Annotated in this window: 11 protein-coding genes; 7 read left to right on the top strand and 4 right to left on the bottom strand. The window is 65.0% G+C overall.

Translation table 11 applies throughout. The annotated features are described in order from the left end of the window. Nucleotides 1-160: 160 nt before the first annotated feature. The 7 genes from M2337_RS08280 (at nt 161) to M2337_RS08250 (ending at nt 9,414) form a co-directional block, all read left to right on the top strand. A complete protein-coding gene (locus tag M2337_RS08280; protein WP_264569834.1) occupies nt 161-1,099 on the top strand; it encodes a ribokinase in 939 nt (312 codons plus the stop codon). A gap of 138 nt (nt 1,100-1,237) precedes the next feature. Next, nucleotides 1,238-2,293 carry an LLM class flavin-dependent oxidoreductase gene (locus M2337_RS08275; RefSeq protein ID WP_264569833.1) on the top strand — a complete coding sequence of 352 codons (1,056 nt, stop codon included), beginning with the start codon at nt 1,238-1,240 and terminating at the stop codon, nt 2,291-2,293. Further along, nucleotides 2,286-2,942 carry a cysteine hydrolase family protein gene (locus M2337_RS08270; protein ID WP_264569832.1) on the top strand — a complete coding sequence of 219 codons (657 nt, stop codon included), beginning with the start codon at nt 2,286-2,288 and terminating at the stop codon, nt 2,940-2,942. Before M2337_RS08275 ends, M2337_RS08270 begins: the two co-directional genes overlap by 8 nt. Next, nucleotides 2,939-4,228 carry an MFS transporter gene (locus tag M2337_RS08265; protein WP_181559152.1) on the top strand — a complete coding sequence of 430 codons (1,290 nt, stop codon included), beginning with the start codon at nt 2,939-2,941 and terminating at the stop codon, nt 4,226-4,228. Before M2337_RS08270 ends, M2337_RS08265 begins: the two co-directional genes overlap by 4 nt. Before the next feature lie 103 nt (nt 4,229-4,331). Next, complete coding sequence (locus M2337_RS08260) at nt 4,332-5,567, top strand: CynX/NimT family MFS transporter (RefSeq protein WP_181559151.1); 1,236 nt, start codon at nt 4,332-4,334, stop codon at nt 5,565-5,567. A gap of 1 nt (nt 5,568) precedes the next feature. Continuing rightward, nucleotides 5,569-6,969, top strand: coding sequence for a peptidase M20 (locus M2337_RS08255; RefSeq protein WP_264569831.1), 1,401 nt, complete (start codon nt 5,569-5,571; stop codon nt 6,967-6,969). Between the two features lie 99 nt (nt 6,970-7,068). After that, nucleotides 7,069-9,414, top strand: a complete 2,346-nt coding sequence (locus M2337_RS08250) for an acetamidase/formamidase family protein (RefSeq protein WP_264569830.1) — start codon at nt 7,069-7,071, stop codon at nt 9,412-9,414. Here M2337_RS08250 and M2337_RS08245 read toward each other — a convergent pair. From M2337_RS08245 to M2337_RS08230, 4 genes are all read right to left on the bottom strand, one after another. Then, nucleotides 9,404-10,720, bottom strand: coding sequence for a serine hydrolase domain-containing protein (locus tag M2337_RS08245; protein WP_264569829.1), 1,317 nt, complete (start codon nt 10,718-10,720; stop codon nt 9,404-9,406). The two genes, M2337_RS08250 and M2337_RS08245, sit on opposite strands and share 11 nt — an antisense overlap. After that, nucleotides 10,720-11,532: a TauD/TfdA dioxygenase family protein gene (locus M2337_RS08240; protein WP_264569828.1), complete on the bottom strand. Its 813-nt coding sequence runs from the start codon at nt 11,530-11,532 to the stop codon at nt 10,720-10,722. The genes M2337_RS08245 and M2337_RS08240 overlap by 1 nt, the downstream gene beginning before the upstream one ends. 78 nt (nt 11,533-11,610) lie before the next feature. Continuing rightward, entirely contained in the window at nt 11,611-12,630 is a 1,020-nt protein-coding gene (locus M2337_RS08235) for a helix-turn-helix domain-containing protein (protein WP_264569827.1), read from the bottom strand. Further along, nucleotides 12,611-13,702, bottom strand: coding sequence for an acetamidase/formamidase family protein (locus M2337_RS08230; protein WP_264569826.1), 1,092 nt, complete (start codon nt 13,700-13,702; stop codon nt 12,611-12,613). Before M2337_RS08230 ends, M2337_RS08235 begins: the two co-directional genes overlap by 20 nt. Between the last annotated feature and the right edge of the window lie 16 nt (nt 13,703-13,718).

Genomic DNA, 13,718 nt, shown 5'->3' with positions numbered 1-13,718 from the left:
TACCTTGTTGAGAGTTGCTGCGCCCTGTGTACGCCCGTGGCGGCGCAGCGCTTTGCAAGGCAGACCGCAATTGTTGTCAGGGAGCGCACGCCGGCGCGCGGCGCATTGTGACGCGGCGCCGATCATGGTTGGGAGCGAGGCAGTTCAGAAGGAGGCCGGCATGGCGGTGGTGGTAGCAGGATCGATCAATGTGGACCTGATCCAGTCCGTGGATGCCCTCCCCCGGCCCGGCGAAACGGTGCTTGCCTTGCAGTCCGAGCGCCTGCCCGGCGGCAAGGGCGCCAATCAGGCCGTCGCCGCAGCGCGCGCAGGGGCGCAGACGCGCATGATCGGTGCGGTCGGCGAAGACGAATCCGGCGTCTGGATGACTGAGCAGCTCTCCGCCGCTGGAGTCGACACCCTCGCAGTGGTCGCCGTCGAAGGAGCGGCGACCGGCACAGCCTACATCACCGTCGACACGTCCGGCGAGAATCAGATCATCGTGGCGTCCGGCGCCAACGCCGCCTTGGCGCCCGCCATGGTCGATACCGTGGCAGACGCCGATATCCGCGTGGCTCAGCTCGAAGTGCCGGTCGAAACCGTCGCGGCCTTCTTCGCCGCATCGCCGGGAAAGCAGGCGGTGCGAGTCCTCAATGCGGCCCCTGCGGTGATCGACGCCAAACGCCTGTTTGCCTCCACGGACGTGCTGATCGTCAACCAGCATGAGCTGGCCGTCTATCTCGGCCGGCATGAGGAGCGAGCGACGCCGCAGGCCGCGCTGGCCGCGCGGACGTTGATCAGCCGCGACGATCAGCTCGTCATCGTCACGCTCGGCGCATCCGGTTCGGTAGCGGTGCGGGCGGGCAGCGCTGTGCATGTTCCGGCCTTTCCGGTCGTGCCGCGCGACGCCGTGGGCGCGGGCGACTGCTTTGTCGGCGCGCTGTGCGCCATGCTCGATCGCGCCGGCGACGCTCGGCCAACGGACGAGGCCCTGCTGATCTTCGCCAATGCCGCGGCCGCCCTGTGCACGCAAAAGCCCGGTGCCGTGCCCGCCATGCCACTGCGTAGCGACGTGGAAGCCTTCATCGCCGCCCATCCGAACGAGGGCCGACCAATATAATATGCGCGAATGATCAAGAACGGATCGGTCCGCGCGATAAGGTGGGCGTGCCAATAAGGTCACGGGATTGAGATTATGAGCGAGATTACGCCGACGCCCTTCGGGTTGCCCTCCGACACAGGAGGAAAGGATTTGGGCGTGTTCCTTCCCATCGCCAACGGCGGATGGATCCTCTCGAAAAACAAGCCGCACATCGATGCGTCCTACAGCTACTGCCGCGATGCGGCGGTGCTGACGGAAAAGCACGGGCTCGATTTCGCGATGGCGATGGCCAAGTACCGCGGCTTCGGCGGTGAGACCGAACATTGGGACTATCAGCTCGATTCCTACCTCACCATTGCCGGCGTGGCGGAAGCGACCAGCCGGGTGAAGGTGTGGGGCACGGTTCACACGCTCCTGCAGAATCCAGGCGTTGTCGCCAAGATGGTCGCCACGCTGGACCAGATCAGCGGGGGCCGCGCCGGCCTCAACATCGTCACCGGCTCCTATAAGGACGAGTTCGCGCAGATGGGCGCGTGGCGCGACGATGTGAACCATGATGAGCGCTATGACCTCGCTTATGAATGGATCCAGGCGATCAAGGCGCTGTGGACCGGCGAAACCGTCACGAAGGAAGGCAAATATTTCTCGCTGGAGGATTGTCGCTCGCTGCCGACACCCTCCACCCGCCCCTTCCTCGTCTGCGCCGGCACCTCCGGCAAGGGCATGCGCTTTTCGGCTGACGAGGTGGATGCGATCTTCCTCTCCGGCGGCACCCCGGAAGAACTCAAGACCGCCAGTGAGAAGGCCAAGGCCGTCGCTGCCGACATCGGCAAGCCGATCCGCACCTATTCGATGATGACGCCCGTGTTTGGCGAGACCGATGCGGAAGCGGAAGCCTTTGCGCAATCGATCCGCGACGGCTTCGACGAAGGCGCGTTGCACGGCATGATGCGCGCCTACGGCTTCCTCGACAGCGAGATCGGCAAGGAAAACGACTTCACCCGCAAGAGCCGGGCCGGCTTCATGACCCCCCATGTCATCGGCACGCCCGAGACGGTGGTCGAGAAGCTCACCGAACTGTTCGAGGTTTCCGGTACGGACGGGCTGATGCTGATCTTCCCGGATTACATGAAGGACATCCCGATCTTCGGCGAGCGTGTCCTCCCGGTCCTGCGCGAGCGCTTCCCCGGCAAGGTTCCGGTCCATGCCTGACGCGGCGCTCGTGGACATTCCCCACGTCGCCGCCGGTGATCTGGCCGGGATGATCGCGCCCGAGCGCACCGCGCTCGTGCTGGTGGATATCCAGAACGACTGGGCCGCCCCCGAGGGCCTGCTCGGGCAGCATGGGGTGGACCTCTCCGCACCCCATGCTGCCATCGACAAGGCCGAGGAGCTGGTCGCCGCGGCGCGTGCCGCTGGCGTCACGCTCGCCTTCGTGCGGGTGGTGACGACACCCGAAACCGATTCCGAGGCACTCAAGACCTTCTACACGCGTCGCGGCGAACCCGGCGGGCAGGTCATCTGTCGCAAGGGCTATGGTGCTGACTATTATCGGCTCTTGCCCGAGCCGGGCGATATCGAGGTCGAGAAGGTCCTCTACGATTGCTTCTACGGCACCGACTTCGAGGCCCAGCTCAACGAGCGCGGCATCGACACGTTGCTGATTACGGGCCTGAGCACCGATTGCTGCGTCGACGCCGCAGCCCGCTCGGCCTTCCACCGCAATTTCAATGTGTTCGTCGCGTCGGACGCCACTGCCGCCTATGAGCCCGGCCTGCATGAAGCGACGCTCAAGGTGCTCAGCAAGAACTGCGCCCTGATAGTCACCACGCAAGCTGCCAAAACGGCCTGGACGCAATGACCGCGCAGCCGGCGATCGCCCTCGACGCCGCGAACGGCCCTCTCAGCGAAGCGCCCGCACTGAACAAAAGCAGGACCGGCGTGCTGATCGCCGCCACGGCAGGCAATGCGCTCGGCAAGACCGCCACGGTTCATGCGGTTTTCGGCACCTTCCTCGTGCCCCTCTCTCAGGAATTCGGCTGGGCGCGGTCCAGCATTTCGATGGTGCTGGCGATCCTCGCCGTCGTGAGCGCCTGCATCTATCCGCTCGCCGGTCGCTATGCCGATCGGCATGGCACCCGCAACATGGTGCTGTTGGGCAATGTGCTGTTCGCCGCTTCGGTCGCCTGCCTTGCGCTCACGAACGGCAATTTAATGCTGTTCTACCTCAACTTTCTGGCCATCAGCCTGTTCGGCTCGCTGCCCGCTACCTCGGTCTTCTCGCGCCTGGTGGCGGAATGGTTCGACACCAATCGGGGCACCGCGCTTGGCGTGAGCGCAGGGCTCGGCAACGGCATCGGCTCGGTCTGCGTGCCGATCATGACCGCGCTGATCGTCTCCACCGCGGGCTGGCGCGCGGGCTATCTGGGGATCGGCGCGCTGATCCTTTGCGTCGGCTTTCCGATCTTTTTCTTCCTGCTGCGCGATGCACCGCGCCCGGCAGCGCCGAGCAACCCATCGGAGACAGCCTCCCACATCGTGGACGGCATGACCTTGCGTGAGGCCATCGGCACCGCACCCTTCTGGCTGATGCTCATCGCCATCGCGGCCGGTGGCGGGACCATGATCGCCGTGCTGAGCCATGTCGTGCCCATTCTGGCGGACCGTGGCTATGGCCTTGGCACCGGCACCGCCATCGTCAGCATCTTCGCGCTCACTGGCTCGCTCTGGCAGATCTTCACCGGACGCGTGCTCGACAAGAGCCGCGGGCCGCGCGTGGTCGTGCCGATGTATGCGCTGGCCATTCTCGGCCTGCTGCTGCTCGAATTTTCGCCCTTCGGCGCCCTTCTGCCCGTTGCCGGCCTGTGCCTTGGCATTGCGCTCGGCGCCCAGTTCGGCGCGCTGCCTTACTTCATCGCCCAATATTTCGGGCTGCGCAGCTTTGGCGTCATCATCGGCGTCATGTATTCGGCTGTCATCGGCGCGCAGGGCATCACGCCGGTGCTGATGGATCTGAGCTACGACATGATCGGCCATTATCGCGCGGCAGTGGTCGTCGCGGTCGGCGTCATGGCCGTCGGCAGCCTGCTGCTTTTTCTGCTTCCGCCCTACGCCGCCAGCACCAGGTCGTCTGCTCCCGCCGAATGAGACGGACGGCGGCTCGCCAAGCGAGAGGACGCCCCACGTCAAGACACCGGCACACCCAAACCGGCATCTTCCAGGCACTTACTCCAGATAGGCGAGTCGCTGCATGACCTATGAAGGACGGAAAAAATACCTGGCGCTGACGGCGTTCTGCCTGCTGTTTTTCATGCTCAACGCCTTCACCTTCAACGGGCTTGGCGTCGTGCTTCCCTATATGGTCGAGGAGATGGGCTGGCCCTGGGCCGTCGCCGGCCTTGGCTTCACATTCCTGGGCGTGGCGTGCGGCTTGTCCAGTCTTGCACCCGCTATCTCGATCCGGCGCCTCGGCGTTTCCCGCACGATGATGATCGGCGGCGCGCTTCTCCTCATCGGCTTCACCTGCCTGGCCGTCACCAGAACGGCGATGGTCTACTTCATCGGCACGGCGTTTGCCGGCGTCGGCTTCTCGATGTGCGGGACCACGGGCGGCGTGAACGTCATTTCCCACTCCTTCGAGAAGCGCTCGACCGCCATGGGCGTGTACTTCACCGCGGGCGGCATGGGCGCGGTTGTCGGGCCGCTGATCGCGTTTTCCACGCAGGCGATCACCGGCGAGTGGCGCCATTACTGGTGGACGGCCGCCATTGCCGCCGTGCTGCTCTCGATGTTCGCCGCCCTCGTCACCAGCGACCGGCCCGGTGATGCCGAGGTTGCGCCTAAGCCCCGGAAAGCCATGGCCACGGACGGCTGGACGGCACGGGCCGCGATGCGCACCGCGCAATATTACATCGTGGTCGGCGTCTACACCTCATTCCTGCTGATCAACACCACCGTCCACGGCTTTGCGGTGAAGCATCTGACCGAGACCGGCCTGACCATGGGTGCGGCCGCCACCGTGATGAGCGGCATTGCCCTCGTCAGCGCCGCCGGATCGATGATCGCCGGCATGGCGGGCGAGAAAATCGGCGCGCGCGAGCTCACCTTGCTCTCCATCACCTCCACCTCGCTCGGCGTGCTGGCGCTGATGATCGGCGGCAATCTGTTCGTCGTCTCGCTGGCCGTGATCGGTCTGGGTGTCGGCTTCGGCTTCAGCTATGTCAGCACGGCGATGTTGATGCTCAACCTGTTCGGCAAGCGCGCCAATCTGGAGCTCTATTCCACGATGAGCCTGATATCGACTGCAGCCGCCATCGGCCCGGCGCTGGGCGGCGTCATTCGTGACGAAACGGGCGGGTTCTCGCTTGTATTCCTCGGCTGCGCCCTGCTCGGCTTCATCTTCGTCGGAGCCTTGCTCTTGCTCCGCACGCCGGAGCTTCCCCAACAAGACACAGCGGAGGATGCCGAGCCCGCCTTGGCAGCATGACATGACCCAAGCCCAGCCCAAACCCGCTCCGATGTTCGCCAATCCCGCCACGGCTCCCTATCAGGTGACCGAAGCCGAGAAGGACGCGCTCGCCGCCGCCATCGATTCCGATGAGTTGGTCACCCTCGCCCTTGAACTCGGCAACATTCCGAGCCGCTCACGTGAGGAAGCCGCCGCCGCGCAATATGTCTATGAATGGATGGATCGCGAAGGCTTCCAGCCCCGCCGCGCCGGCGCCACGCCCGAGCGACCCAACATCATCGGCGAATATGGCGGCTTGGGTACGGGCGCCAACCTGCTCTTCACCGCCCATCTCGATACGGAAAGCCCGAGCGGCGACCTCTCGCAGGACAAGTTCCGCTATCGCGAGACAACGATGCGCGATCCGGAATGGACGCAGTGCTGGCTCGATGAGGATGGGCGCCTGCGCGGCTTCCCCATCTCCAACGATCGCGGGCCGATGGCCTGTTTCCTGATGGCGGCCAAAGCGCTCAAGAAGGCGGGCATCGGCCTTGCCGGCAAGGCCTGGCTCACCGCCTGCCCCGGCGAGATCGGCCCGGAGCCGATCGAGGAATTCTCCGGCATCGACTATCTCGGCAAGGATATCGGCGCGCATTATCTGTTCCACCATGGCGGCGTCGCGCCCGATTACGCCATTGCCGCCGAAGGCACGGATTTCGGCCTGACCTGGCAGGGCTGCGGCTATGCCCTCTTCCGCGTGCGCATCTTCGGCACCGGCATGTTCACGCCGATCCTGGAGACGCCGGAGACCGTCGCCCAGCACCTCAACCCCATCTATAAACTCGGCCCGGTGATCGACGCGCTGCACCAGTGGGGCCGGCAGTGGGAAGCGCAGGGCGTGTTCGAGACGGCTGGGGGCCTCTCCCTTCCCAAGACGCAGATCGCCTCAGTGCGCGCCGGTGCACCGACCGATTATGGCGCCGGCACCGAAGTGTGCGCCATCTATGTGGAAGTGTGCCTCGCGCCGGGGCAGAAATCCGCGCAGGCCTATCATCAGATCGTCGCGGCCATGCGCACGCTCGATCTCGACAGCTTCGATGTCGAGCCAATGGTCGTCCGCCACGGTTTCGTTGCCGACGCGGACGAAGTCGCGCCACTCGCCGGCGCGGTGGATGCCGCTACGCGCCTCGCCCGGCAGGCGCCGGTGGAGCGCGCGCATCCGGTCTATTCCAGCATGTGGCGCGACCATAATGTGTTCAACATGCAGGGCATTCCCGCCATCACAACTGGCATGCCACGCTGGCGCCCGACGCCCGAGGATCTGCACTCGAGCGCCCTCATCTACGCGCTGACCATGCTGGCAGTGTGCGGACGCTCCGAGCACGCACCGAATTCTGCTGCGATTTCATCCGTTTACGGAGGCAGGGATGACCCATTCTGAAACAGCCGCCGCGTGATGGATTGACCGGGCTCTCTCAGGCGCGCATCTTGGCGGGCATAAAGACCCGGGAGAGGCGCACCAAAACATAGAGAACCGCCGTTGCGCTCGACTACAAATGCCTACCCCAAGGAGCAGCGACTCAGCGCATGGAGCTTTGCGCTCAAGCGCCTTTCGATCACGCTGGAGGCCGCCGACGAGGCCACGCTCTACGGCGAGCTTATCCAGTTCACCAGCAGCAACGGAATCGTGTTTGTGCGCCTGCTGGCCACCGCTCAGGAATATACCGTTGATTTTCGCGACGAGCCGGGCTGCTTCTGGCTGGCCGTGACGCTCGATGCGCCCAGCATTGCGCGCAACGCCACCACCAGCTTCACCCTCGATGATGGTCACATGGTCTGCGCGCGCAGCGAAATGCCGATGTCGCTGCAGTTCACCGGCGATCACCGCGTGCTGCTGCTCAAGATTCCGCCGCGCGCGCTCGATCAGCGCCTCAAGGCCCTGCTGCCCGAAAAGCCCCGGCACCTTTCCGCCGACAGTGGCCCTGCCCGCCTGCTCTCGACCGTGCTGCGCTCGCTGGCGGACATGGGCAATGACGTGACGGACGAGGAACTGCGCCCCGTCGAACTGGCCCTCCCCGAGTTTCTGCTGGCCAGCCTGCTCAACGATGCGCCCGCCCGCGCGCTCGGTGGCGCGGCGGGGATGCGCGCCGCGCTGCTGGAGCGGATCTTCCAGACCATCGAGATGCGCCTCTCGGACCCCAATCTGAATTACCAGCAGGTCGCGGCCGAACATGGCATTTCCCCGCGCTATCTGCAGAAGCTTTTTGAATCGATCGACGACAGCTTTGGCCATTATGTGAAGGTGCGGCGGCTGGAGCGCTGCCGGCTCGACCTGCGCAGTCCGCTCCACGTCCAGAAATCTATCTCGGACATTCTGTTCCAATGGGGCTTCAACGATTCCGCCTCGTTCAGCCGCGCCTTCCGCGAGCAATATGGCATTTCCCCGCGCGACTATCGCAAGATGCCGGCCGTGGACGAGGCCGATCATGGCCCCGACACGCTGCGGCGCGGTCGGTCGACGGCCAAGCGGGCGGTCAACGACGAAGCCGCCGTCGCGCCGGTCGAGGAGTTGGACAGCGGCGAGGCGGAAACAGACGGCGTCGAGGCCAATGTCATCCCGGCGATCGGCGATGAAGGCACGGTGCGGCATCATCATCTGCCGGTGAGCCCGCGCACGGTCCATTGGGGCTATTTCAGCTCGGCGATCAAACCGGCGCTGATGGTGCGCTCGGGCGACTTCGTGACGGTGGAGACGCTAACCCACCACGCCAATGACGATCCCGAACGCATGGTCGAGGGCGATCATGGCGCAGAGAGCGTCTATCGCTGGGACGAGACAGGCCGGGCTATCGAGCGGCGCGGTGCTGGCCCGATGAGCGCCAGCGAGTTCGGGCGCGGCCCCGGCGAGGGCTTTGGCGTGCACATCTGCACCGGGCCGATCGCCATTCAGGGCGCGGAGCCGGGCGACATCATCGAAGTACGCATCCTCAGCCTGGAGCCGCGTCGGAGCGGCAATCCGCGCTTTCAGGGCAAGTCCTTCGGCAGCAATGCCGCAACCTTCTGGGGCTTCCACTATAACGATCTGCTCACCGAGCCTAAGAACCGCGAAGTGATCACCATCTACGAGGTTGAATCCGGCGGCGAACGGCGGCCCACGGCTCACGCGGTCTATTCCTATCATTGGACACCACAGACCGACCCCTCAGGCACCGTCCACGAGCGCTATGATTATCCTGGCGTGCCGGTCGATCCTGAGACGATCGAGCGCAATTACGACATCCTCCAGAATGTCGAAATCCCGATCCGCCCGCATTTCGGCGTCATCGCGCTGGCGCCGGCCCATGCCGAGCCGGTCGATACCATTCCGCCCAGCGCCTTTGGCGGCAATATGGACAATTGGCGGACCGGCCCCGGATCGAGCGTGTTCCTGCCCGTGCAGGTCTCGGGCGGACTGCTTTCGCTAGGCGACCCACATGCCTCGCAGGGCGATTCCGAACTATGCGGCACCGCCATCGAATGCTCGATGACCGCGCTCATTCAAGTGATCCGCCACCCCGCCGGCGAGCTGACCGGCAAGCTGCGCGACCTCGATTACCCTATGATCGAAACCGAGACCGAATGGGTCATCATGGGTTTCAGTCACCCGGATTATCTGAAGGAACTGGGCGAGGACGCGCAGAGCGAAGTCTACAAGCGCGCATCCATCGATGCCGCCATGCGCGACGCGTTCCGCAAGGCGCGGCGCTTCCTGATGACCACCAAGGATCTCTCGGAAGACGAAACCATCTCGCTTCTGTCGGTCGGGGTGGATTTCGGCATCTCGCAGGTCGCCAACGGCAATTGGGGCGTCCACGCGATCATTCGCAAGGAACTGTTTACCGCCTGATCGCTGGCTCCTGCTCGGCAAGCACGGCCTGCGCTGCCTGATCGACGAGGCCCCGCAATCTGATCGTGCGATCCACCAAGGCGGGGCCGACCAGCACATTGGTCATCACGATGGCGACCAGATTTCGGCCGGGATGGACGAAGAAATAGCTGTTGGCAGAGCCCGACCAGCCGCCGGCGCCGGCCGGCATCCCGCCGCGCTGCTCGCTGACCGCATCGCCGAGGCCCAGGCCATAGCCGAACAGGACATTCTCGTGCGGCTGCCCGCCAGTCTCCAGCCGGGGCTGGAACATCTGGTCCACTGTCTCGGGCCGGAGGAGGCGCTTGCCGTGCCATGCCCCCCGATTGGCCAGCATCTGCGCGAAGTTCAGATAATCATGCAGTGTGCCGGCCAGCGCCCCGCCGCCGTCGAACGGCCGGGCGGGGTCGCGATATTCGGACGTCGCCGCCGGCTCGATAGCCTGCAGGCCGCCGTCCACCGCCGCATAATTGGTGACGAGCCGCGTGGCGCGCGCATCGTCCACCACGAAGCGCGTGTCCGTCATCTCGAGCGGATCGAAAATGCGGGCTTGCAAGAACGCATCGAGGCCCTGCCCCGTGACCCGCTCGATCAGCGCGCCCAGAATGCCGGTGGAATTGCCATAAGAGAAGCGCGCGCCGGGCTGATGCAGCAGCGGGGCCTTGGCGAGGCGCGCGATCAGCTCGTCCATCGTTCTGGCTGGAGGCGCATCATCGGCATTCTGCCCGACCCCGCCAGCGCGCATCACGCCATGGCGGCGATAATATTGCTGCACCGGGCCGTTGCCGGTGAAATTGTAAGTTACCCCGCTGCTGTGGGTCAGCAGATCGCCAATGGTCACCGGGCGGTTCAGCGGCTCGGTCACCATCGCATCGAGGCTGCCGCTCTTGTAGACCCGCAGATCCGCGAATTCCGGCATGTAGCGGCTGAGCGGCGCATCGATGGCGATCATGCCTTCTTCCACCAGCATCATCACCGCGACGCTCGTGATCGGCTTGGTCATCGAATAGAGCCGGAAGATCGCATCGACGGGCAGTGCGCGGTCGGCTTCGAGGTCCAGCTTACCGATCGAAACGCGAAGCCGCTCCCGGCCGTCCTTGACGATCACGGCCTGCGCATTGGGCAGCTCCCGCGCGTCGACCATGGCCTGCAGCCCCGCACGCAGGGCGGACAGTGCATCGGCCGGCGCGACGGCCTCCGCTGTAGCACCGGCCTTGGCGGCGAGCGGCGTGGCCGTCAGCCCCAGACAGGCCAGCACGCCAGCCGCCAGTCGGGCGGCGGCCCGCATCAGTACGGCCGGTCGCCTGCGATCGTCACCCGATAGCCCGAGCGTGTTTCCGGGAAATAATCCCAGGTCGCGAAATGCTGAGTGCAGCGATTGTCCCAGAAGGCGACCGAATGCGGCTGCCAGCGGAAGCGGACCTGGAAATTCGGGTTCTTAACATGCTCGGTGAGGAAGCGCAGCACCGCATCTCCTTCCTCGACCGAGAGGCCGTTGATCTTGATCGTCTTCGACTTGCTGATGAACAGGCATTTGCGCTTGGTCACCGGATGGGTGCGGACGACAGGGTGCGTGTTGCGTGGGTAGACCTTGTCCACATCCGGGAACAATTCGCGATAGATGTGGTTGGAATCATGGACCGCCGTGAGCGGTTCCAGAAAGGCCTGCATGGCTGGCGACAGCGCATCATAGGCGGCATACATGCTCGACCACAGCGTATCGCCGCCCGTGGGGGGCACGGTGTGCATGTAGAGGATGCTGCCCATGGGCGGTTCGGCATCTTCGCTCAGGTCCGAATGCCAGTCCTCGCCGGCGATGAACTTGCTGTTCGCATCCGCATGGATCGCCACGATCTCGGGATGTTCGGCAAGGCCGGACACACCGCTGTGCAGCGCCAGCTCGCCGAAATAGCGGCCCAGGCGCTTGTGATTGTCGTGCTCCAGATTCTGGTCGCGGAAGAACAGCACCTGATGCTCCATCAGGGCGTCATGCAGCTCGCTGACGACCTTGTTGCCGAGCGGGGCGTTCAGATCGACCCCGAACACTTCGGCACCGATCCGCCGGGTGACGGGGCGGATATCAAGAACATCATAGGACATGGCGAACAACCTCGACTGAAACGTAACCCTTGGCATGTGGGCTGCGCGATCATGCGCCAGCGGCGCACACACGTCTTGTCAGCCCGCGAAAGCTCGATTGTCCGGCAGCGCCTGCCGCGCATTGGCGCGGGTCTGGCGCGGCGCCTCCTCGAAGCGCTCGCGATAGGCCCGGCTGAAATGCGCCGACTGGTTGAAACCCCAGCGGAAGGCGATCTCGGAAATGCTCAATTGCGCATGGAGCGGATTGACGAGATCGGCCCGCGCGCGCTCAAGGCGGCGCCCCTTCACATAGCCGGTCACTGTCTGCCCTGAGCGCGCAAAGAGCTGCTGGATATAGCGCACCGACACGCCCTCGCTGCGCGCAACGGACTGCACCGAGAGGTCCGCGTCGGTCAGATTGGTTTCGATCGTGCGGCAGATCCGCTCGAACTGTCGAGCGCGGTGCGCGGCTGCACCGCCCTTGGCCTCTACGCCGCCGGCATGGGCGATCACCGGCACGAGCAATTCGATCAGCGCCGTCTCAAGCGGCGCGAATTCGCGGGCGCGCCCTAGCGAGAGCGAGTCGGCAGCGCTGCGCAACAGCGCCAGCAGCGCATGGGCCACCAGACTGTCCGGCTGGATGACTCCGATGCGCCGCGCCAGCGGTGCCAGCATCCGCGCATCGATGGCAACGCTGGGGATGCGCACGAAAAACTGGCGAAACTGCGTCTTGAACCGAAGCGCGGCATCCACGCCCGTCGCGCCGTAGATGAGGCAGTCGCCGGTGAGCGCCATCACGCCTTCATGCGTCTCCAGCGAGGCCTCGCCATCGATGAGCAGACCCAGCCACAGGCCCGGTGCGGCCCCCGGCGTGCGGCCCGCGATGGTGAGGGCGCCGCCCGTCACCACCGCGAATTCGAAGCCCATCGGCGAGGTGATGGCGAGCACCGACCCGCCTGCCTCTGCCGTATTGGGAAACGGCATTTGCAGGCGCTGCATGGCGGCGGCCCAGGCCGGGGCGCGCTCCGCCGCCGGCAGCGACGCGACGTCGAAGGACCAGGCGTCCGGACTGGAGACTGCCTCCCCCGGCCGGGCCGGATCAGCGGGGATCGCGGACACTGCCCTTGTTCGGGAACATGCCACGGTCGATCCGCACATGGATGCCCTGCGTGCCATCGACGACCTGCGTCACACCGAAGTCGGCGCCGACGCTCATCAGCGAATAGGCGTCCGTCCGCGACAGGCCCTGATGCTCGGAGAGCAGCTCGATCATGTCCATGGCGGCATTCTTCATCGCCGCATCGAGATCATCGCCAAAGCCGTGGACGATCCAGTGATTGGGCGTTTCCAGCAACGGCGATGGGAACTTGAAATCCTTACGCAGGATGATCTGGAACAGCACGTCGAGCGAGGCTTCGATGGCCGTGCCGCTGATCTCGCCATCGCCCTGGCTGACATGCGGATCGCCGATGGAGAACAGGCCGCCCTTGACCTGCACCGGATAATACATTCGGGCATTGGCGCCGATCCGCCAGTTATCGATATTGCCGCCATGCAGGCCCGGCGGAATGGTGCTGACCGGCGCATCGACCGCAGGCGCGACGCCGGCGGTGCCGAGATGCGGGCGGGCAGGAATGGTTACGCCGGGCAGCGCCGGTTGCCGGTCGCAATGCGGGCAGTTGGTGATGCGGCCAGGCATCGTGTAAACCCCCTCGACATCATAGGCGTAAAGCGCGGTGGCAGTGTTGGCGTTCGGGTCCAGCTCGTAGATCGTCACGCGCTCGGTCTCGCCGAACTCCTTGTAGAGATGCCCCCAGTTCGCCTGCAGGTTGGAGCCGTAATTGAAGCGCGGCGTCATCTGGAAATAGCGCACTTCCAGCATGTCGCCGGGCTCTGCGCCCTCGACATAGATCGGCCCGGTCATGATGTGACAGCCCGGTGCGCGCGTGCTGGGATCGACCTCGGTAAAGATGCGCTGGATGTGCTCGTCGAACATCAGCTCGGGATCATCGCCGGCGTGGTGCGTCACCGCCTGCGCCTGGATGAGATCGCCGCTCTTGACGGTCAGCGCTGGTTTCAGTTCCGGTGAGAAGAAGCCCCAGTGCACGGTCTCAGGCGTCGCCCGCAAATAGTGCAGCGCTCCGGGCTGCGTTTCGCTCCGTCGCATTCCATGATTGCAGATCAGCGCCATAATTCCCCTGCTCGTC

The organism is Sphingobium sp. B2D3A, assembly GCF_025961795.1.
GTDB lineage: Bacteria > Pseudomonadota > Alphaproteobacteria > Sphingomonadales > Sphingomonadaceae > Sphingobium.
The sequence above is the reverse complement of the archived record's forward strand: the minus strand, read 5'-3'. Positions and strand labels throughout refer to the sequence as shown.